We start from the raw sequence: 20,195 nt of genomic DNA on the forward strand, positions 1-20,195 counted from the left end.
GTTTTTAGTTCCTCCTCTTACACGTTCGCCACACGAACACCTTGCACGAAAATATTTACAGAATGAACACTCATTCCCAGTGTTTGATCGAGTGTATATTTTACTTTGGATTGGACTTGATATGCAACCTCAGAAATTTTTGTTCCATAACTGATAATGACATACATGTCTATATGTATATCTTCGCCATCTTGGCGAACGATCACGCCTTTTGCAAAATTTTCTTTGCGAAGTATATCTGTTAAACCATCGCGTATTTGATGTTTACTAGCCATGCCGACAATGCCGTAACATTCAATTGCTGCACCCCCTGCAATCTGTGCAACTACATCATTAGAGATATCAATTCGACCGAATTCATTTTTCAATTCTACTGACATAATAACTCCTCCTGATTTTTCGACTATCTCTTATTGTACTATCAATTCTTTGCAAAGGACAACATTATCTAGACTCTTTGCACATTATACAATAGTTTTTTGCATTTGTACTATAAAACTACATTTAACTACAGACAGGTAGAAATGAGCAACAGGTAAAAGCGTTTTTGTTATTTTCAATATTTTTCACTAGAATGTTTAAATGATTTTAAGTGTAAAGGCTTTTTTCTTGAAAGAGGATCAAAATCAGTTGCAATGGCGAAAAGTGTGTGTTAAATTATTAAAGTATGTGAAATACCGAAGTGAAATCATAAATTTTTCAACTTCTTTATGAGGAGGGAATTAATATGCCAAAAAAATGTGTGATTACTGGACGTAAAGCAGTATCTGGTAACAATCGTTCTCACGCAATGAACGCTAACAAACGTACTTGGGGAGCTAACCTACAAAAAGTTCGTATCTTAGTAGACGGTAAACCGAAACGTGTATGGGTTTCTGCTCGTGCACTTAAATCAGGTAAAGTTGAACGCGTTTAATTTTAACATTAAAACGCCAAGTTGATTTTCTCAACTTGGCGTTTTTTCTTTCCCTTTTTTCTTTTTGGAGGCTGTTGCTGTTTTTTTAGGCCCTGCCGAATCATTAGATACCATCTGCAAACAAAAACGTGCAAAGTTGCTCACTACTTTTGGTAATTGAAATGTGTATACCTTCAACTGGTCACTCCTTATCATCTGTACTTCTTATCATTAAACATATGCCATGTGTGAAAGAAATAGACGCATATTCACCCACTATTTCGTTACTCGTAAAACGAGTCGTCCCTAAATCAATGATTTCATCCGTTGTTTCGTACAGCATGTTTTTCAAAGTAACATTTAAGACATTGCTACCATACGCAAAAAAGGATATATACTTGAAATAGGAATCTGCTACTATCTTATGTTCGCCAGGCTGAAAAAATTGCAAAGAATTCATTTTATTTATAATTTTAAATTCAATAGATGGATGCATTTCTTGTAACCGATAGATCATACGCATATTTGCCTCAAAATGGTCTAATCTTCCGCCTGTTGCTCCAATTAATATAACTTTTTCCGGCTTGTATGCCAAAGCTCTGATAACGGCAAGCTCCGTATCCGTTTCATTTTTCTGCGGTGGATGATGTTCAATGCCTGATACGCGCTCTTGTATCCTAGACCATTCACTCTCTGTAAGCGAATCAAAATCACCTATAGCTAGGTCTGGCATAATCCCATGATCCATTAATGTTATGGTTCCGTGATCGGCTCCGATAAATACCGCGTTTTTAAACGAAAGGAGGAAATCGCCTGTAACGATTTCCTCCTTCGGTCCGCCAGCACAAATAACGACTGTTGTCATTTGATCGCTTCTTCTCCTGCTGTTAAAATGCTTTGCAATGCAGCCTTACGGTCTTCTTGTCCGTATATGGCTGAACCAGCAACAAAAATGCTGGCGCCTGCTTGAGCGCAAGGTTTAATCGTTTCTGCATTAATACCGCCGTCAATTTCAATTTCCACATTCAAGTTCTTTTCTTTAATCATACCTGCCAATGTTTCAATCTTCGGAACGACAGAATGGATAAATTTTTGTCCGCCAAAACCTGGATTTACTGTCATGAGCAGTACTAAGTCTATGTCTTCTAAGACATGTTGAATGGTTTCAACTGGTGTATGAGGGTTTAATACAACACCTGGTTTTGCACCGAGTGAGCGGATTAGCTGAATCGTGCGATGCAAATGTCTGCACGCTTCCACATGTACAGTAATATAGTCCGCACCTGCTTTCACGAACTCTTCAATATACTGATCAGGATTTTCAATCATTAAGTGAACATCTAATGGCAGATTTGTTACAGGGCGCAACGCGTCAACTACAATGGGACCCATCGTGATATTAGGAACAAAATGGCCATCCATAACATCTATATGAATTAATTTAGCTCCTGCTTCTTCTACGGCTTTTACTTCTTCAGCCAATTTCGAGAAATCAGCTGCTAAAATAGATGGTGCGATTTTAATCATTACTAGTACCTCGGCTTTCTGTCCATTATTTCTTGTAAAAATTGCAAATAGTGTTCATAGCGATAACTTTTAATACTGCCAGATTCATACGCCTCTTTCACAGCACATTTTGGCTCTTTTAAATGCAGGCACCCACGAAACTTGCATCGTTCTGATAGTTCATCCAATTCAGGAAAACAACGAGTTAATTCTTCCTTTTCAATCTCATCAAAATCAAAGGAGCTAAATCCGGGAGTATCTGCGATAAGGCCTCCCGCAATCTCAATTAATTCTACGTGCCGCGTTGTATGTTTTCCTCGGCCAAGGGCTTCTGAAATGATGCCTGTCTTTAGGCCAAGTGCTGGCATAATCGAATTAAGCAGGGTTGATTTTCCAACACCAGATTGTCCAGCTAAAACTGTGGTTTTTCCTTGCAGCAATGGAGCCATTTTACTTAGTAATTCTGGATCTTCTTTATAGGTTTCCAAGATGGTGTAACCTATATTTTTGTAATCCTGCTCATATGATGCTATGTTTTCTTTTTCTTCTATCGATAACAAATCCGTCTTAGTTAGACAGATGATTGGATGGATGTGGAACGATTCCAACACAACTAAGAAACGGTCGAGCAGAAGCGAATTAAATGCCGGTTCTGTCGTTGAGAAAACGAGAATAGCCTGATCTATATTCGCAATCGGCGGACGGACGAGCTCATTTTTCCGGGGATCAATTGCTGTAATTGTGCCATCATTGTTGCCCTCTACCTCATATTCAACGTGATCACCCACAAGCGGCGTAATCCCTTTATTGCGGAAAACGCCTCGTCCGCGGCATTGAATTTGCTTCTCTCCATCCTTCACATAATAAAAACCACTTAATGCTTTTCGTATTTGGCCATTTGGCATACCATACCTCCTAATTCATCTCATTTATGCTATCCAATATTATGACAAATCATCATAAGAAACCGTTTCATCTATAATTACTTTATCATCCCGTATGATTCTGTATCGTGCTTGCTGGCCTTTTTCAACTTCAAATTGCAATCGTTTTTCCTGGGAGGAGAACAATTGAAATTCTTGGTAAACATCATCTATTTTATGCGATTTATCTTGAATATAAATACGTACTTGTTGCGGCTCGCCTTCACTCTCTTTTTCATAAGGGATGTTCACTGTTTTTACATATGTTTTTACAGGCTTTTCTTCAGGTCCCTTAGATAAAACTACTTCAATCGTACTACCGACAGCTAACGCTTCACCTGCTGAAGGAGATTGTGATATTACTAGACCCTTAGGAACATCATCTGAGTATTTTTCGCTGCCAATATGAATGTGGAATCCAGAGCTTTTAGCATAGGTATTAAGAGCTTCTTCGTCATAGCCGACGAGATTTGAAACATGTTCTTGTTCCTGCCCTTTGCTGACAATCAGTTTAATGGACGTATCACCTGGCACCACTTTCTTGCCTTCATCAATCGATTGCTTGATAATGATACCTTCCGTTTCGTCTGAATAGTCTTCCTCAACCTCTACATCTTTAAAACCTTGTCTTTCCAGAAGGTCCTTCACTTGGTCAATGTCTTTTCCCGTATAATTTGAGATCTCCACTTTTTTGGGCCCTTTACTAATGACAAGATCAATTTTCGTTCCCTTTGCTCTTTCATTATCTGGACCTGGGGAGGTCATAATAATATGGTTTCGTTTCACATCGTCCGAATTTTGTTTTGTTTTTTCACCGATTTCGAAACCTGCATTTTTCAAATTGGCAATTGCCTCATCTGTCTGTTGTTTGGAAACGTCAGGAATTGGATACCTTTTTTCATTAAACAAATCCGGAAAGACAAACAATAACGACAGTAGAATAAGCACAAGTGCAATGAGCAACCCGCTGAGAATCAACCATTTTCTTTTCTTCTTTTTCTGCTTCTTTTTAATTGGTTGTTCTGGTTCTTCTATCGCCTTGTCTCTGATAGGCATTGCCATTGTTTTTTGCAAATCTTTTTCTTCAACAGGTTCTTTAATGATTGGAATAACTTTTGTCATATCATGATCAATTGGAGTCTGAAATTTCGCTTCATGGCTTCTTTCATCAGAAAGGACTGTTTCTAAATCTTCCGCCATCTCCCACACTGATTGGTAACGGTGCACAGGGTCTTTGGCAGTGGCTTTTAGTACCACGTTTTCTAAACTTTGAGGGATCCCTGGCACAATTGCCCGTACAGATGGTGTTTCGGTTTGCAAATGTTTTAAAGCAATTGAGACCGCTGATTCTCCGGAAAATGGCAATTGACCTGTCAATAATTCATATAACAGGATTCCTAAAGAATAGATGTCCGATTTCTTAGTAGCTGTACCACCTCTTGCCTGCTCTGGTGATAAATAATGAACAGTTCCTAAAACTGAATTGGTACGTGTAAAAGAAGTATCTTCTAAAGCCATCGCAATACCAAAGTCTGTAATCTTCACATTACCTTCTTCATCCATCAAAATATTTTGTGGTTTGATATCTCGGTGGATAATTTGGTTTTGATGGGCATGAGCAATTGCTGAAGTTAATTGTTTCATGATTTGGACGCTTTTCGCTGCAGCTAACGGGGCATATTTTTGTATGTATTGTTTCAGTGTTTGCCCCTTCACATATTCCATTACCAGATAGTGCATATTGCCGTCCTCGCCAACATCATAAATGCTTACAATGTTCGGATGAGTAAGGCTAGTAGCAGAGAGCGCCTCTCTTTGAAACCGTCTTTGCATTTCTTGTTCATCATTAAAATTATAATGCAATATTTTAATAGCAACATCTCGGTCAAGAATCATATCATGAGCCAAGTAGACATTCGACATGCCTCCGCCGCCTATTACTTCTAAAATTTTATAGCGGCCGCTAATTCTTTTTCCAGCTAGCATGCTTACACCTCCTCATGACTTTGCGATAAAAGGATTAGTGTAATATTATCTTCTCCGCCCAAATCATTTGCTAATTGGACGAGTTCGTCGCCTTTTTCTTCTAAAGTTGATGTATTCATCACAATGGTTTGCATCTCTTCATTTGTTAGTTTATTGCTTAAGCCATCCGAACAAATCAGCATATAGGTATCATCTATCATCTCAACTTGATAACTATCAGGTTCAATAGTAGATTCTGTTCCTAATGATTTCAAAATATAGTTTTTCTTCGGATGGCTCTTAGCTTCTTCTTCACTAATTTCCCCATTATCAACAAGTATGTTGACGTAAGAATGGTCCTTTGTGATTAAGCGGACTTCCTCAGATGATATTAAATACACACGGCTGTCTCCAACATGGGAGATAACAGCATTTGTGTCTTTGAAGACAACAGCAATTAATGTGGTCCCCATTCCCTGGCAGCCTTCGTGTGTTAAAGAGTACTTATAAAGCGAGCTATTGATGCTTTTAACTGTTTCTTTTAACCAATCTTCTGTTTTTAAAGTAGTTTCAAAACTTGCGCCATCTGCTTCTATAAAGTACTCTTCTAATTGTTTAACAGCCATTTTGCTAGCAACATCCCCTGCATTATGCCCACCCATACCATCCGCTACAATAGCTAGCTGGTATGAGTCGGCGCGGGAGATGAATGCAGCACAATCTTCATTTAAAGCTCGTTTTCTTCCTATATCACTGACGATTGTATATCTCACTACAGATCACCTCATTAGTGGGTTGTTTCTTCTTTTCTCTCCTTCGCCCGCAATTGGCCACAAGCCGCATCAATATCCGACCCTTGTTCGCGGCGGATTGTTGCGTTAATACCATGATTTTTTAATGTTTTTTCAAAATCAAAGATCTTATTGCGCGGTGTTCTGACATAATCGCGTTCTGGTACATAATTGACAGGGATTAAATTCACGTGGCATTTAATCCCTTTTATTAGTTTTGCTAATTCTTCCGCATGTGCAACAGTATCGTTGACGCTACCAAAAAGGCCATATTCAAAACTAATTCGACGACCCGTTTTTTCAGTATAATAACGTACTGCCTCCATTAATTCAGGCAATTTATATGCTTTTGCAATTGGCATTAATTGCTGACGCAACTCTTGGTTAGGCGCATGCAATGATAGTGCAAAGTTAATTTGCAATTGTTCGTCTGCAAATTTGTAGATTTTCGGAATAATGCCGCTTGTTGATACTGTGATATGTCTTGCGCCAATATTTAATGCTTTTTCATGGTTGATCACTTTTAAGAATTGCATCATAGCATCGTAGTTATCAAATGGTTCACCGATACCCATGATGACTACTGAGCTAACACGCTGGTCCTTTTCATCCAATGCTTGTTGTACCTTTACTACTTGTTCTACAATTTCACCAGGTAATAAATGGCGTTTTAATCCTCCCAATGTAGAAGCACAGAAAGAGCAGCCAATTCTGCAGCCTACTTGGGTTGTTACACATACTGAATTCCCGTAATCATGCGCCATTAATACAGTTTCGATGGAATATCCATCTTGCAATTGGAAAAGGAATTTAATAGTGCCGTCTTTGGATTCTTGCTTGATTAGTGTATTTAACGTACTAAAAGCAAATGCTTGCTGCAATTTATCACGCAAGCCTTTTGAAAGATTAGTCATCTCATCAAAACTTTTTACGCGCTTCACATAGAGCCATTCAAAAATTTGAGCTGCTCTAAAAGGCTTTTCACCGTTTTCTTTCAGCCAGTCTTGTAATTCGTCTGGTAATAGAGAATATATTGATTCGCGTAGCTGTGGTTTTTCTTTTTTTACTCTTGCTGTTTTTATTTCATGATCCATTAGTTTGTGGATCCTCCTTTTTTTCTAAAAGCCGCGACAAAAAAACCATCGCTGCCTAAATCTTGTGGAAAGACCTGTATCATGCCTTCCTCTTTCAATGGCGGAAACGCATCAGGTGCATTTTCAATTGGCGCTAGCTCCATATCTGGGTGCGCTTTTAAAAATGCAGCAACCGTATCGTCGTTCTCCATTTTATCAATTGTACAAGTACTGTAAACCATTTTGCCTTGTTTTTTTAATAAAATATAGGCTGTATTTAATAATTCCAGCTGAATTTTTTGCAAAGACTCATGGTCGCTCTCATTTTTTGTATATTTTATATCCGGTTTCCGGCGTATGACGCCAAGACCACTGCATGGTGCATCTACTAAAATGCGATCGAATGACTCTTCACCAAATTGTTCTGCAGCTTTCCTGCCATCCAATACTGCTGGTTCAATAATGGATAAGCCTAAACGCGTTGCATTTTGATCGATCAAACGAATTTTATGTGCATGTAAATCTGTTGCTATAAGCTTACCTTGATTGCTCATTTTTTCAGCTATATGTGTTGTTTTTCCACCTGGTGCTGCACACATGTCTAATACTTTCATGCCTGGCGTAACATCGAGCGCATATGCAGGCAACATAGAGCTTTCATCTTGAATCGTAATTAAGCCCTCTTTGAAGGCGTTCGAGCGAGCTGCTTGTCCTTCTAAAATATGAAGGCATTCAGGTATTGCTTCACTCCGTTTGACTGAAAAGCCATCATCCCACAAACTGCGAAGTGCTTCTTCTACAGTCGCTTTTGCCGTGTTTACACGAACCGTTTGGTGTGGTGGCATATTATTTTCAAACAGCATTTCACCTGCTTTTTCTAATCCATAATCTTGAATATAACGGCGAACAAGCCATTCAGGATGGCTGGATTCAATCGACAATCTCAAAACATCATCCTCTATGAGTGTCGTATCACGGTATCCTTCTCTTAGTATAGAACGCAAAATGCCATTTACTGTTGCGCTGACACCTCCATGCCGTGCACGCCTCTTGGCGATTTCCACTGCTTCGTTGACAGCTGCATGATCAGGTATTTTTGTTAAATATACAATTTGATAGAGAGATAAGCGCAATAACCACCGTACCCAATTATCTAGCTTTCCTCTTACATATGGCTCCAAATAGTAATCAAGCGTCATCTTATGTTGGAGTGTGCCATACGTTATTTCTGTCAGGAGCCCGCGATCTTTAGCTTCAATTTTGTATTTTTCAATTGTTTGGTGTAGCAGCAAGTTGCTATAAGCTTGCTGCTGGTCCACAGCCAACAAAATAGAAAGGGCGGCATCGCGGACATTACCGTCCCAAATAGCATTATTACTACTTTTTTTCTTACTCTTACTCATTCAAAAAGATCCCCAATCTGCAATTTTGAACCAACACCATTTAAGTAATTAACGGCTTCCATCTGTTTTTTACCCGCAGGCTGCAAGTCCAATATGTCAATGGCTTGTCCCTCTCCTGTAGCAACCGTAAAAGACTTTTTGCCAATCGCAATGACAGTGCCTGGTTTTTCAGTATGCGTAGCAGTTGATTTTTTAGCCCACCAAATTTTAACGTTTTGATTATCAAGGGTTGTATAGGCAATCGGCCAAGGATGCAGACCCCGTATTTGGTTATAAATCGCTGTACTGTTTTGTGACCAATCAATACGTTCTTGTTCACGAGAAATATTACGAGCAAATGACACTTTCGATTCGTCCTGTGGAATGCGCTCATTCGTCCCTTCTATGATAGAAGGCAATGTATCTTTTAATAAATCACGGCCGATAATGCTTAATTTATCGAAGAGTGTACCGGTTGTATCGTCTTCTTCTATTGGCATAGCTTGCTTTGCAATAATATCGCCGGCATCTAGTTTTTCTGCCATATACATAATGGTAACGCCTGTCTCTTTTTCACCATCTATTACCGCTTGATGGATTGGTGCACCGCCGCGATACTTCGGCAATAGTGATGCATGGACATTAATGCAGCCAAGTCTTGGCGTCTCAAGCAATTCTTTAGGCAAAAGCTGCCCGAATGCTGCTGTGACAATTAAATCAGGCTGTAGGTCAATAATCTGCTTTAGTTCTTCTGAACCTTTTAAACGTTCAGGCTGGATGACTGGCAACCCAAGTTCCACAGCCGCTTTTTTTACAGGTGGAGGCGTTAGGACCCGTTTGCGTCCGACTGGGCGATCTGGCTGTGTTACGACAGCTTGAATGCTATAGCCTTCTTCCTGAATCATACGCAAAATCGGAACAGAGAAGTCTGGCGTTCCCATAAATACAATCGATGTCACTCTTCTTCCTCCTCGTCTGCGTACATCTCTTCGATTTCTTCAAGCGTATACGTTTTAGTTATTTTTTGATCAAATAAAATGCCGTTTAAATGGTCTACCTCATGTTGGATGACGCGAGCATCATAATCATGTGCTTCTAGTTCATATAAGTCTCCATTTCGGTCTTGCGCCTCTACTTTTACGTATACCGGACGTTCCACATCGCCGTATACATCAGGGAAACTTAAGCATCCTTCAATATCCGTCTCCGTATCTTCTGATCTTGCAACAATAACCGGATTAATCAATTCGAGAACATCCCGTTCTTCTCCAAGTTCGACAACAGCCGCTTGAATACTTTTGTTCACTTGAGGTGCTGCAATTCCAACTCCATCATTTTCTACCATTGTTTCATACATATCATCTAAAAGCTGCGCTAGGTTATTATCAAATTGCGTAACTTCTGCTGCTTTTTTCTTTAAAATTTCTGCTGGGTTTTTAACTATCTCTAATAAGGCCATATTCTTTTCTCCGTTCTATCTATTAAATAACTGAAGGATCTAAATCAACTGTTAGCTGGATGCCTTTCTTAATCCAGTCCGTCCGATAAATCCGTATCAGTTGTTTTAACGTTTCGGTTAGGTTTGGTTCTTTTTTATATTTTATCAAACATTGATAGCGATATCGATTTTGAACGCGGCTTATAGAGGCAGGTGTAGGCCCAATTAGCCCGACTTGACTGGATAGCTTTAGCTTTAAAAAATCCATTGCCTTTCCTGCATATTCTGCTGCCAAGAGTACATCTTCATGTGTAACTTGGATAAGCGCTACAAAATAATAAGGAGGATAAGCGAATTGATGACGCATCATCATTTCTTGGTCATAGAATGGAGCATACTGTTGCTCTTTCGACAGCTGGACTGCGTAATGCTCCGGACTGTATGTTTGGACAATGACTTCACCAGGCAAATCATGCCGGCCTGCTCGTCCGCTTACTTGTGTAAGCAATTGAAAAGTCCGCTCTGCCGCTCGAAAGTCCGGTAAATTCAATGAGGTATCAGCACTTAATACGCCGACGAGGGTGATTTTTGGAAAATCCAATCCTTTAGCAATCATTTGCGTACCAAGCAAAATGTCTGCTTTTAAGTTCCCGAAGTCTTCTAATATCTTCTCATGTGCGCCCTTTTGCCTTGTTGTATCGACATCCATTCGAAGAACACGAGCTTCAGGAAATAGTTTATAAATTTCTGCTTCTATCTTTTGTGTACCTGTGCCAAAGAATCGAATATGTTCGCTATGGCATTCTGGACATTCTGTTGGAACATGTTCTTCATAACCACAGTAATGACACTTAAGCTTTTCAGAAGACCGGTGATATGTCATGGAAATATCGCAATTTTTGCATTGGACGACTGTTCCACAATCTCGGCAAAGCACAAAAGAAGAAAAACCTCTACGATTCAGAAACAATACCATTTGTTCTTTTTTCTTTAATCGATCTTCTATTGCTTCCATTAATGCACCTGAAAACATAGACCGGTTGCCATTATGGAGCTCTTCTCGCATATCAACCACTTCCACTTTCGGAAGAGATTGCTGTTTCGCTCTTTTTTCTAGCGTTAATAATGTATAGACATTTTTCTTTGCACGTGCAAACGATTCAAGGGAAGGGGTAGCACTTCCTAAAATAACCGGGCAATGATGATACTCACTGCGCCAAATTGCTATATCTCTTGCATGATAACGAGGCGTGTCTTCTTGTTTATACGTTGATTCATGTTCTTCATCTAGAATAATCAGGCCTAAATTTGTAAAAGGTGCGAAAACAGCTGACCTTGCTCCAACTGCTACTTTAACTTCTCCACGCCCAATTTTTCGCCATTCATCATATTTTTCACCCTTTGACAATCCGCTGTGCATTACTGCAACCAAATCGCCAAAGCGAGCCCTGAAGCGTTCTGTCATCTGTGGTGTCAAGGATATTTCAGGTACCAATACAATGGCTTCTTGTCCCCTATTAATCGCTTCCTGAATCGCCTGCAGATATACTTCCGTCTTGCCGCTTCCTGTGATGCCATGCAATAAATAGGTTGTTGCTTGACGTGATTTTACAGAATGTAAAATTTCTTTCAAGGCTACTTCTTGTTCATCTGTTAAGGCTAGAGGAATTGAACCCTTCACTTCTTTTGAAAATGGATCACGATACACTTCCTCTTGGAAATATGTGGCCGCTCCTTTTTCAATAACCGCATTTACAACCTGTGGCGTCACGCTCACCGTTTCACATATTTCATTAGGAGTAAATTCCTCTCCCACATGCAAAGCCATCCATTCTACGACTTGCCGCTGTTTTTTAGCTCGTAGAGGGATACTTTCAGAGATCTCTTGCAATCTCTCATAATTGCTTGCTATTTTGACTTTGCGGACTTCTTTCACATTGCCTTGTTGTTTGACAACTGTTTTTTGCTCTACATACCCATTCTTCATACAAGACTTAAGCACTCTTAATAGATTGGCACTTTCTACTTTTTTATAAGGAATGACCGTTTTATTTCCGAATAGCTGCTGCAGTTCCTCTGGCAGATAAGTAGGATCTACTTTTAGAAGGATTGTTTTTTCATATTTCGCACGCAATGCGGATGGGAGCATAACTTGCAGAGCATCAATTTCATAACACAGCGTATGGTCTGTCATCCATTTAGCCAGCTCTAGCATTTCATTCGTTAAAATGGGCTCGATATCTAACAGTTCGGCAATGGGTTTAAGCTTGTCCTTTGGTACATCACTTTCACTTTGTAAAGCTGTAATAAATCCCAGAACATTTCTTTTGCCAAATGGTACTTTTACACGGCAGCCAACCTCGACTAGCTCTTGTAATTCTTCAGGCACTTTGTAATCAAAAGGCCGGTCGACAGGATATGCGGACACATCCACTATTACTTGCGCAATCATGTTAGGGTAATATCATTATTACCACTACCTTTCTATTGTTGAAATTAGCGGTTATGGTTATTTTACAGCTATCAAGCTTGAGTAATTTTTAATTCCACAATCCTTGCCTTTTTAATATAGTTTCAAACAATTTTAAAGCAAGCTCTTCTTTCGGAAGTTGTGAGAAGTTTACTTGATAGTCATTATTTCCGACAAGCGTAACTGTATTTCGATCTGTCCCAAATCCGCGGTCTGTTTTTGATACATCATTGGCTACAATATAATCGGCGTTCTTTTTTTCTAATTTACCTTTAGCATAATTGATGACATCATTCGTTTCAGCTGCAAAACCAATCAATAATTGGTGCTGTTTTCGTTCACCTAATGTCAAAAGAATATCGGTTGTCCGTTCTAATTCTATCTTTGAATCGCCTGGCTGCTTTTTCATCTTGCGGGAAAAAGTTTCTTTCGGTCGATAGTCTGCCACAGCTGCAGTTTTAACAACAATATCCGCTGTATCATACTCTTTTAGGATGGCTTGCAGCATTTCTTCAGCGCTTTCTACTGGTACTACTTGAACTCCCTTTGGAGGATCTATTGAAACAGGACCAGAAACCAAGATCGTTTGTGCTCCCAATTTCGCTGCAGCCGCCGCCATTGCATATCCCATTTTCCCGCTTGAAAAATTCGTCAGAAAACGAACAGGGTCAATTCTTTCTCGTGTAGGGCCTGCAGACACTACCACTTTCTTTCCTTTTAAAGGCAAGTGTTTTGGCATGAAATAACTTTCTACCAGTGCAACAATTTTCTCTGGTTCTTCTAATCGTCCTTTTCCAACATAGCCACATGCAAGATAACCTTCATCCGGTTCAATCCATTGGTAACCATCCTGTGTAAGTGTTTCTACATTGCGCTTTACAGCTGGATGATCATACATATGTACATTCATAGCAGGGGCTATCCACACTTGCCCTGTTGCTGCAAGTAATGTTGTTGTCACCATATCATCCGCTATACCATTTGCCAGTTTACCAATAGTGTTGGCTGTAGCCGGCGCTACGATGATCAGATCTGCCCAATCTGCTAAATCAATATGGGCTATCACATTTGAATCCTTTTCATCAAACGTATCCGTATAAACATCATGTTTAGACATTACTTGAAAGCTGAGTGGCGTTACAAATCGTGTAGCAGATTCTGTCATGATGACTTTTACATGTGCACCCTTCTGGGTTAATTTACTAACAAGAGCAACAGCTTTATAAACGGCAATGCCGCCAGTAACACAAAGTAAGATTTTTTTATTTGAAAGCATTTTTCTCTTCCTTTCAAAACACAAGCCCCCAAAGAAAGTTTTCCCTGGGAGCTGCGGCTGTTAATAGATCGTATGAATTAAAGAAGCCATATTTTCAACCTATATCATTCGGTTGTCGGGAAAATGTTTCGGAATACAAATTTTATGTATCCAATCATCCTAATTACATAGGATGCCCGAATAGATGCTTATACTTCGTCTTCGTAAATTTTTGTTTCGTCTTGTTCCTCTTTTGTTAAGACGCCTGCAGCTACTTCTTCAAGCGCTTTCCCAACATTTTTGTGAGAAACATATCTCATTAGTAAATTTGGGCTTCCTTCCTGCATAGAGCGCGCTCTTTTAGCGGCAAGACTTACAAGTGAATATTTAGAATCAATTTTCGTTTTTAAAACGTCAACAGATGGGTATAACATCGTTTATTCTCCTCTCAACATAGCTAGGTATTGTTTTTCCACACGCTCGCGTCGGCAATGCTCTGCTAGTACAATCGCATTGATACGGTCACAAGCTAATTGTACTTCATCATTTTCCACAACATAATCATACAAATTCATCATTTCTAATTCTTTATTTGCAGCGGCTATGCGTGTTGCAATCACTTCTTCCGTTTCTGTGCCACGGCCGACTAAGCGGTCCTGCAACTCTGAAAGGCTTGGTGGCGCAAGGAAAATAAATAAGCCATCCGGCACTTTTTCGCGTATTTGCGCTGCTCCTTGTACTTCAATCTCAAGAAACACATCGCGGCCCGCATCAAGTGTAGCATTTACATAATCAATTGGCGTGCCGTAATAATTCCCCACATAATTGGCGAATTCAAGCAGTCTGCCTTGTTCAATTAATGTTTCAAATTCTTCTTTGCTCTTAAAGAAATAATCCACACCATCGACTTCACCCTCGCGCGGTTTGCGCGTAGTCATAGAAATCGAGTATTCATAATTAGTATCCGGCTGTGAAAACAGTTCTTTACGAACAGTGCCTTTGCCTACGCCCGATGGACCTGATAAGACAATTAGTAATCCACGTTCTTTTCTCATAACTCTCCCTCATGTTTCAAAAAAATAATCATACAATAATCCAAGCCACTATTCAATATTTTGAACCTGCTCACGCATTTTCTCAAGAATTGACTTAGCTTCAACAACCGCGCTTGCTACTTCAGCTGATTGGTTTTTAGCACCAATCGTATTAATCTCCCGGTTCATCTCTTGCATTAAGAAGTCTAATTTTCGGCCAATTGCAGCTTCATCTCTTAAGGTTTCATCCACCTGTTTTAAATGGCTACTTAAACGGTCAATTTCTTCAGCTATATCCGCTTTTTCTGCAAATACAGCCACTTCCATCAGAACACGCTCTTCAACATGGTCAGCTTGGCAAATTTCTTGAATACGAGCCAAGAGTTTAGAACGATACTTTTCCACAGCCATCGCAGATCCTTTCTGTATAATCGTAATCTGCGCTTCTAGCTTTGCTTTTAAACGTCGAACTGCTTCTAATAATTCTAAACCTTCTCTTTGCCTCATTCCAACTAGAACAGAAGCAGCTTCCTCAGTTGCAAGCTCGATGGCTGCTAAGACCTCTTCTTTAGACAGTTCCTTTGTTTTTACCGTGACGACTTCTTCTAAGCCTAATATCTCAGCCATAGACCACTGCTTTGTAAGCGGAAGCTTGCTGCTAAGCTCCTCTTGCGCCTCAATATATGCATTGACTAATGGCCAATTAATATGTATTGATTGACCAAGTGGTTCCATTTCTTTCACATTTACGGATACATCGAGTTTTCCTCTTGCTACTTTTGTAGAGAGTAGCTTCTTTGCAAATACTTCTGCTTCCGTCCACTCTTTTGGAAATCTCGTTGAAATTTCCAAGAAACGATGATTTACCGAGCGGATTTCCACGGTCAACTGCAATTGTTCCGTTGTTGTGACACCCCTGCCAAAACCAGTCATACTTCGAACCAAGGCCCGTCACATCCTTCTTTGCATTCTATCTAATAAGTATAGCACAAGAAATAAATCTTGCGTACATTGACTAGTAGAGAAGTTTTAAATAATATATCATTCTAAAAACCTCTAATGGCTGAAACTAATTGTTTTAACTCATAGAAAAACCGAACACTCTGTAAAGTAAAATCTCACATTTGTCCGGCTCTTCTTTTTATCATTATTCTATTGAAGCTCAAATAAATTGCTTGGTAGGACCTACCTACTCTTGTTTCTCCTTAATCTTTATTCAATAGATTTCCTAAATTGTTTTCTACATTACGTCTTAATGCCTTTCCAAATAGTCCATCTATCCTTTTCAGTAATAGGATTATTAGTTGTACTATTGATTTGGTCTTTAATGTATACCGCAAGCTCATCTACTTGTTCGTCGTTCAGTTCATAGAGAATGGAACGACCTGTTCGATTCTTAATATCTTTCATTAAATCATCGAGGTATTGATAAACTTTTCTAGTTTCCCATAAACTATATTCTTCGATAGGATGGAAACCATTTTCTTTAAGGAATTGCATCACATCATGACTCGGGTATCTTCTAGAAATTTCTTTATCAATCAAACTTGGATACTTCTCAAAAAAGTATCCTCTTATATTAGTGGCGCTGCCTTTCAGAAGACAATCCTCTGGCGTTCTGTCTTGAATAAGGAAGACACCACCTGGTTTTAGCAATCGATATCCCTCTTGAAAACACGCATTTAAATCATCAATATGATGTATGACTGCTCTTTCTAAGATAATATCATATTGCTCATCAGCCAATTTTGTATCTAAAGCATTTCCTAATTTGAAATTTATATTATCATAGTCCCTGCAGTTTTCTTTTGCCGTATGTAATAGCTGTTCTGAAAAATCTAAACCCGTAACTTCTGCAGCCCCCATCTTGGCCAATGCTTTTGTATAAATTCCTCCGCCACACCCAATATCTAAAACCTTTTTACCTTTCACTTCACATATTTCATTCACTTTATCTATCCACGTATGATCCGCTTCTCTAGTAGAATATGTAAAGCGATTAGCCGGTTTATTAAAATCTATTGCCATAAAAAAATACCCCCTTCATTCTCACTCATCTCTGATTTCAGAAAAGCACCCTCAGTTTTATATTCTAGAAAAGCTTCAGCTATCCCTTTTTTGTATTTTCTTTTATGGCCTATTGAGCATATAAATAGGCTCCATAAATTCATATTGCCTTTAAAAAATGTTAAGATAGAACAAAACGTGTTGAAAGAGGAATACCATATGGCATATGACGGTTTATTTACATTAGCGATGACCAAAGAATTACAAAAGCTGACGACAGGTCGCATCGCAAAAGTGCATCAACCGAATGCACAAGAAGTAATTCTAACAATCCGGGCAAATGGAAAAAACCATAAACTATTATTTTCAATCCATTCATCATACGCCCGTGTCCATTTAACGGACCAATCAGTAGAAAATCCATCTGAACCGCCAATGTTTTGCATGCTCTTACGCAAACATATTGAAGGCGGAATTATCGAATCTATTCGCCAAATTGACGGCGACCGAATCATCGTCTTTACAATTACAAGTAAAAATGAAATTGGCGATCGTATCACAAGAGAATTAATTGCAGAAATCATGGGAAGGCATAGTAATCTTATTTTAATAGAAAAAGAGTCGCACAAAATTGTGGATAGTTTAAAACACTTGCCACCTTCCCTGAATAGTTACCGTACAGTGCTTCCTGGTCAAGCCTATATTGCACCACCGCCGCAAGATAAAGTAAATCCAACAGAGACGGATGCAGTAGCATTACATTCATTCTTTGAGACGGAGAAAACAGCACAAGACATCGTTCAGCATTTCACAGGCTTTTCTCCACTTCATGCGAAAGAGTTCTTATATCGTATAGAGAAAAATCATGACGTTGCCGCCGATTACTTTAACTCCTATATTGAATCGTTCCAGCATGGTGGCGACCAGCCTACATACGTAGAGGCTAATGGTAAAATTCATTTTTCGCCAACGGCCTTAACACATCTAGATGGCAGGTCTACATCATTTGATACATTAAGCTCATTGTTAGATCGTGTTTTCTTTGCAAGGGCTGAACGAGATCGCGTCAAACAACAGGCAGGCGATTTAGAACGTTGGCTGCAAAACGAAGTGAACAAGTTAAAGTTAAAACTAAAAAAACTGCAAAAAGATTTGCAGCAGGCAACACGGCTGGACCAGTATCAACTATATGGCGAGTTGCTAATGGCGAACATCTATAATTTTGATAAAGGCGCAAAAGAAATCACCGTTGAAAATTATTATGATGAAAATCAAGCAGCTGTCACTATACCTTTAAACGAACGAAAAACGCCTATTGAAAATGCGCAAAACTACTATACAAGATATAACAAAGCAAAAAATGCGCTTATTATGATTCAAGAACAAATTGACAAGACAAATGATGACATTACGTATTTTGAAATGCTGTCTCAACAAGTGCAGCAAGCATCTCCTCATGACATTGAAGAAATCCGCGAAGAGTTAGCAGAGCAAGGATTTATGAAAATGCGTGCGAACAAACGAAGAAAAAAACCAACGAAACCAATGCCGGAAGATTTTATTTCTTCCACTGGTATACGCATTTCAGTCGGCAAAAATAATAAACAAAATGACTACCTGACCTTTAAAGTCGCCAAAAAATTTGAAATATGGATGCATACAAAAGACATCCCAGGCTCTCACGTTGTTATACATGATGCCGACCCAGATGAAGAAACAATAAGAGAAGCGGCAACATTATCAGCTTATTTTAGTAAAGCTCGCGAATCTTCATCCGTTCCTGTTGATTATACGGAAGCTCGCCATGTTAAAAAGCCAAATGGTTCAAAACCTGGTTTTGTCATCTACTTTGAACAAAAAACTATTTTTGTTACACCAGATGAAGAGCTTGTTATGAAATTGAAAAAAGACTAATTAGTAAAGAACCGTCTGGCTCCTCAGCTGGCGGTTCTTTTTTCTCTACCTAATTCCTTCTTATTAATTATGACAATGCAATAACAGTATCATTCATAATATAATAATTAATTCCTACACAATCACTAGTCTGTCTCCAACCAACTTGCTTCAGGTTGCCCAGATTCATTGCTAATACCTTTTGCTACTCCTATAAAGCCAATAACTGAGCCAATCACCTCAATCCACCAACCGATTGTATTGATTGTTTCGCTATCTTCTCCTCTAAGTGTTTTTATTCCCGCAAGAGCAACCATGGAGTATCCAACTGTTTCTAAAAAGCTACCATATATTTCATATAAAGACAGGGGAGTTGGTTCCTCTTCTAGTGCCGCCACAAAGGAAAGACCCCCACCAGTTGCCTCAGTAAGAGATTCTTGAATCTCCAACTTTATCCTATCTTCTTCGTTTGCCGTTGCAACAATGGCTATTATTGTGATTAGATTACCAATTACTTTTAGCTGTATACCCAATTTACCTAACGAATATTGTTTGATACTATCTGCTACTAAAGCTCCTCCCGTAGCTTGTAAAGTTCCTCCGACTAACTCAAGTGAGGTTGATGCCTCTTCACTTTTTATAATTGATGGCGTGTTTCCAATTGCTGCGATTGTTGTCCCTATTGTATTTATTAAAGATCCGAATAACGCTTGTATTTGATTGTCCAATTCTCCCCTCCTTCTAAAGCATCTTACTTGTATATAATGCAGAACAGATGAATTACAGCAGGGTCATGGCCTTTACAGTGTTAAGATTTTTTGATTGGATACAATAATCACGTAAAAGTAATACAAAAAGACTGCAAACAAAATTTAGATTTGTCTACAGTCTGCATAAGCCTACTACAATATTTCTATAGCTAGTTCTATTAAAGCTTTCCTTCCTTTAAATCAGCATGCCATTGAAGCAGTCCTGGAATATCAGATGATTGGATTTCCTGGTTCTCTTTCGCTGTTTCAACTAATGTTTCAAAGTTAGTCAGACTTTTGTACGGTACGCCTGCTTCTTTGAAATTCTCATCTGCTCGGTTCAACATGTATGAATACACAGAGACAACCCCTATGACTTCTGCCCCCTCACGTCTAAGTGCTTCTACTGCATTAATGCTTGAACCACCAGTAGAAATAATATCTTCTACAACAACAACTTTTTGTCCTCTATGTAGTTTCCCTTCGGTTTGGTTGCCTTGTCCGTGCCCTTTTGGCTTAGAACGAACATAGACCATCGGCAAATCTAGAAGATCACTTACCCATGCAGCATGTGGAATGCCTGCTGTGGCGGTCCCCGCAACTACTTCTGCCACTGGGAAGTTCTCCTGAATTAACTGTGCCAGTCCCCTAGCAATAGTCTTTCGTACGTTTGGATAAGAGATGGTTAGACGCGTATCACAATAGATTGGTGATTTAATGCCAGATGCCCATGTAAAAAGGTTGGTTGGATTGATGGAAACAGCCCCTGCCTTCAACATACCTTGCGCTACTTCTTTTTGAATTGTCATTGTCA

Annotated in this window: 21 protein-coding genes; 2 read left to right on the forward strand and 19 right to left on the reverse strand. The window is 39.2% G+C overall.

All coding sequences use genetic code 11. The features are described 5' to 3' along the window. Positions 1 to 17: 17 nt before the first annotated feature. On the reverse strand, positions 18 to 380 hold the full coding sequence (locus RCJ93_RS06695) for an Asp23/Gls24 family envelope stress response protein (protein WP_066785323.1): 363 nt from the start codon (positions 378 to 380) through the stop codon (positions 18 to 20). A 347-nt stretch (positions 381 to 727) separates the two neighbouring features. Between RCJ93_RS06695 and rpmB the strand changes: the two genes are divergently transcribed. Beyond that, the gene (rpmB, locus tag RCJ93_RS06700) at positions 728 to 916 is read left to right on the forward strand and encodes a 50S ribosomal protein L28 (RefSeq protein ID WP_066785320.1); all 189 of its coding nucleotides are present in this window, start codon (positions 728 to 730) and stop codon (positions 914 to 916) included. Positions 917 to 946: 30 nt separating this feature from the next. Here the strand turns inward: rpmB and spoVM are convergent, their stop codons facing one another. The 16 genes from spoVM to RCJ93_RS06780 all read right to left on the reverse strand — a co-directional run bounded on the left by spoVM (position 947) and on the right by RCJ93_RS06780 (position 16,760). Continuing rightward, positions 947 to 1,093, reverse strand: coding sequence for a stage V sporulation protein SpoVM (spoVM, locus tag RCJ93_RS06705; RefSeq protein WP_223823519.1), 147 nt, complete (start codon positions 1,091 to 1,093; stop codon positions 947 to 949). 4 nt (positions 1,094 to 1,097) lie between these two features. After that, positions 1,098 to 1,760 carry a thiamine diphosphokinase gene (locus RCJ93_RS06710; protein ID WP_066785317.1) on the reverse strand — a complete coding sequence of 221 codons (663 nt, stop codon included), beginning with the start codon at positions 1,758 to 1,760 and terminating at the stop codon, positions 1,098 to 1,100. Further along, the gene (rpe, locus tag RCJ93_RS06715) at positions 1,757 to 2,422 is read right to left on the reverse strand and encodes a ribulose-phosphate 3-epimerase (protein WP_446738664.1); all 666 of its coding nucleotides are present in this window, start codon (positions 2,420 to 2,422) and stop codon (positions 1,757 to 1,759) included. The genes RCJ93_RS06710 and rpe overlap by 4 nt, the downstream gene beginning before the upstream one ends. A gap of 2 nt (positions 2,423 to 2,424) precedes the next feature. Further along, a complete protein-coding gene (gene rsgA, locus RCJ93_RS06720) occupies positions 2,425 to 3,306 on the reverse strand; it encodes a ribosome small subunit-dependent GTPase A (protein ID WP_066785311.1) in 882 nt (293 codons plus the stop codon). 39 nt (positions 3,307 to 3,345) lie between these two features. Further along, a complete protein-coding gene (gene pknB / locus RCJ93_RS06725) occupies positions 3,346 to 5,310 on the reverse strand; it encodes a Stk1 family PASTA domain-containing Ser/Thr kinase (RefSeq protein WP_446738665.1) in 1,965 nt (654 codons plus the stop codon). A 2-nt stretch (positions 5,311 to 5,312) separates the two neighbouring features. Then, a complete protein-coding gene (locus RCJ93_RS06730) occupies positions 5,313 to 6,062 on the reverse strand; it encodes a Stp1/IreP family PP2C-type Ser/Thr phosphatase (protein WP_150283875.1) in 750 nt (249 codons plus the stop codon). 14 nt (positions 6,063 to 6,076) lie between these two features. Next, positions 6,077 to 7,174 carry a 23S rRNA (adenine(2503)-C(2))-methyltransferase RlmN gene (rlmN, locus tag RCJ93_RS06735; protein ID WP_066785305.1) on the reverse strand — a complete coding sequence of 366 codons (1,098 nt, stop codon included), beginning with the start codon at positions 7,172 to 7,174 and terminating at the stop codon, positions 6,077 to 6,079. Beyond that, positions 7,174 to 8,556, reverse strand: a complete 1,383-nt coding sequence (rsmB, locus tag RCJ93_RS06740; protein ID WP_251645608.1) for a 16S rRNA (cytosine(967)-C(5))-methyltransferase RsmB — start codon at positions 8,554 to 8,556, stop codon at positions 7,174 to 7,176. Before rsmB ends, rlmN begins: the two co-directional genes overlap by 1 nt. Continuing rightward, positions 8,553 to 9,494, reverse strand: coding sequence for a methionyl-tRNA formyltransferase (fmt, locus tag RCJ93_RS06745; RefSeq protein WP_150283873.1), 942 nt, complete (start codon positions 9,492 to 9,494; stop codon positions 8,553 to 8,555). Before fmt ends, rsmB begins: the two co-directional genes overlap by 4 nt. Further along, on the reverse strand, positions 9,491 to 9,994 hold the full coding sequence (gene def / locus RCJ93_RS06750) for a peptide deformylase (protein ID WP_150283872.1): 504 nt from the start codon (positions 9,992 to 9,994) through the stop codon (positions 9,491 to 9,493). Before def ends, fmt begins: the two co-directional genes overlap by 4 nt. Positions 9,995 to 10,016: 22 nt before the next feature. Continuing rightward, entirely contained in the window at positions 10,017 to 12,425 is a 2,409-nt protein-coding gene (gene priA / locus RCJ93_RS06755) for a primosomal protein N' (protein WP_150283871.1), read from the reverse strand. An 88-nt stretch (positions 12,426 to 12,513) separates the two neighbouring features. After that, a complete protein-coding gene (gene coaBC, locus RCJ93_RS06760; protein ID WP_150283870.1) occupies positions 12,514 to 13,719 on the reverse strand; it encodes a bifunctional phosphopantothenoylcysteine decarboxylase/phosphopantothenate--cysteine ligase CoaBC in 1,206 nt (401 codons plus the stop codon). A gap of 188 nt (positions 13,720 to 13,907) precedes the next feature. Continuing rightward, a complete protein-coding gene (gene rpoZ / locus RCJ93_RS06765; protein ID WP_066785285.1) occupies positions 13,908 to 14,132 on the reverse strand; it encodes a DNA-directed RNA polymerase subunit omega in 225 nt (74 codons plus the stop codon). A 3-nt stretch (positions 14,133 to 14,135) separates the two neighbouring features. After that, positions 14,136 to 14,753: a guanylate kinase gene (gmk, locus tag RCJ93_RS06770; protein ID WP_066785282.1), complete on the reverse strand. Its 618-nt coding sequence runs from the start codon at positions 14,751 to 14,753 to the stop codon at positions 14,136 to 14,138. A gap of 48 nt (positions 14,754 to 14,801) precedes the next feature. Then, positions 14,802 to 15,677 carry a YicC/YloC family endoribonuclease gene (locus tag RCJ93_RS06775; RefSeq protein WP_150283869.1) on the reverse strand — a complete coding sequence of 292 codons (876 nt, stop codon included), beginning with the start codon at positions 15,675 to 15,677 and terminating at the stop codon, positions 14,802 to 14,804. Between the two features lie 300 nt (positions 15,678 to 15,977). Then, positions 15,978 to 16,760 carry a class I SAM-dependent methyltransferase gene (locus RCJ93_RS06780; protein WP_446738666.1) on the reverse strand — a complete coding sequence of 261 codons (783 nt, stop codon included), beginning with the start codon at positions 16,758 to 16,760 and terminating at the stop codon, positions 15,978 to 15,980. 198 nt (positions 16,761 to 16,958) lie between these two features. Between RCJ93_RS06780 and RCJ93_RS06785 the strand changes: the two genes are divergently transcribed. Next, on the forward strand, positions 16,959 to 18,653 hold the full coding sequence (locus RCJ93_RS06785; protein WP_150283867.1) for an Rqc2 family fibronectin-binding protein: 1,695 nt from the start codon (positions 16,959 to 16,961) through the stop codon (positions 18,651 to 18,653). A 125-nt stretch (positions 18,654 to 18,778) separates the two neighbouring features. Here RCJ93_RS06785 and RCJ93_RS06790 read toward each other — a convergent pair whose 3' ends face one another. Continuing rightward, entirely contained in the window at positions 18,779 to 19,360 is a 582-nt protein-coding gene (locus tag RCJ93_RS06790) for a DUF6944 family repetitive protein (RefSeq protein ID WP_446738667.1), read from the reverse strand. 200 nt (positions 19,361 to 19,560) lie between these two features. After that, positions 19,561 to 20,190 (reverse strand): orotate phosphoribosyltransferase, encoded by a 630-nt coding sequence (pyrE, locus tag RCJ93_RS06795; RefSeq protein WP_066791833.1) that lies wholly within the window; start codon positions 20,188 to 20,190, stop codon positions 19,561 to 19,563. Between the last annotated feature and the right edge of the window lie 5 nt (positions 20,191 to 20,195).

The organism is Rummeliibacillus sp. BSL5 (assembly GCF_052928305.1).

Excerpts from the sequence above, each read along its gene's own strand:
- RCJ93_RS06695 (WP_066785323.1), bottom strand. The coding sequence starts at position 380 with ATGTCAGTAGAATTGAAAAATGAATTCGGTCGAATTGATATCTCTAAT.
- rpmB (WP_066785320.1), top strand. The coding sequence starts at position 728 with ATGCCAAAAAAATGTGTGATTACTGGACGTAAAGCAGTATCTGGTAAC.
- RCJ93_RS06710 (WP_066785317.1), bottom strand. The coding sequence starts at position 1,760 with ATGACAACAGTCGTTATTTGTGCTGGCGGACCGAAGGAGGAAATCGTT.
- rpe (WP_446738664.1), bottom strand. The coding sequence starts at position 2,422 with ATGATTAAAATCGCACCATCTATTTTAGCAGCTGATTTCTCGAAATTG.
- rsgA (WP_066785311.1), bottom strand. The coding sequence starts at position 3,306 with ATGCCAAATGGCCAAATACGAAAAGCATTAAGTGGTTTTTATTATGTG.
- pknB (WP_446738665.1), bottom strand. The coding sequence starts at position 5,310 with ATGCTAGCTGGAAAAAGAATTAGCGGCCGCTATAAAATTTTAGAAGTA.
- rlmN (WP_066785305.1), bottom strand. The coding sequence starts at position 7,174 with ATGGATCATGAAATAAAAACAGCAAGAGTAAAAAAAGAAAAACCACAG.
- rsmB (WP_251645608.1), bottom strand. The coding sequence starts at position 8,556 with ATGAGTAAGAGTAAGAAAAAAAGTAGTAATAATGCTATTTGGGACGGT.
- def (WP_150283872.1), bottom strand. The coding sequence starts at position 9,994 with ATGGCCTTATTAGAGATAGTTAAAAACCCAGCAGAAATTTTAAAGAAA.
- priA (WP_150283871.1), bottom strand. The coding sequence starts at position 12,425 with ATGATTGCGCAAGTAATAGTGGATGTGTCCGCATATCCTGTCGACCGG.
- coaBC (WP_150283870.1), bottom strand. The coding sequence starts at position 13,719 with ATGCTTTCAAATAAAAAAATCTTACTTTGTGTTACTGGCGGCATTGCC.
- rpoZ (WP_066785285.1), bottom strand. The coding sequence starts at position 14,132 with ATGTTATACCCATCTGTTGACGTTTTAAAAACGAAAATTGATTCTAAA.
- gmk (WP_066785282.1), bottom strand. The coding sequence starts at position 14,753 with ATGAGAAAAGAACGTGGATTACTAATTGTCTTATCAGGTCCATCGGGC.
- RCJ93_RS06780 (WP_446738666.1), bottom strand. The coding sequence starts at position 16,760 with ATGGCAATAGATTTTAATAAACCGGCTAATCGCTTTACATATTCTACT.
- RCJ93_RS06785 (WP_150283867.1), top strand. The coding sequence starts at position 16,959 with ATGGCATATGACGGTTTATTTACATTAGCGATGACCAAAGAATTACAA.
- pyrE (WP_066791833.1), bottom strand. The coding sequence starts at position 20,190 with ATGACAATTCAAAAAGAAGTAGCGCAAGGTATGTTGAAGGCAGGGGCT.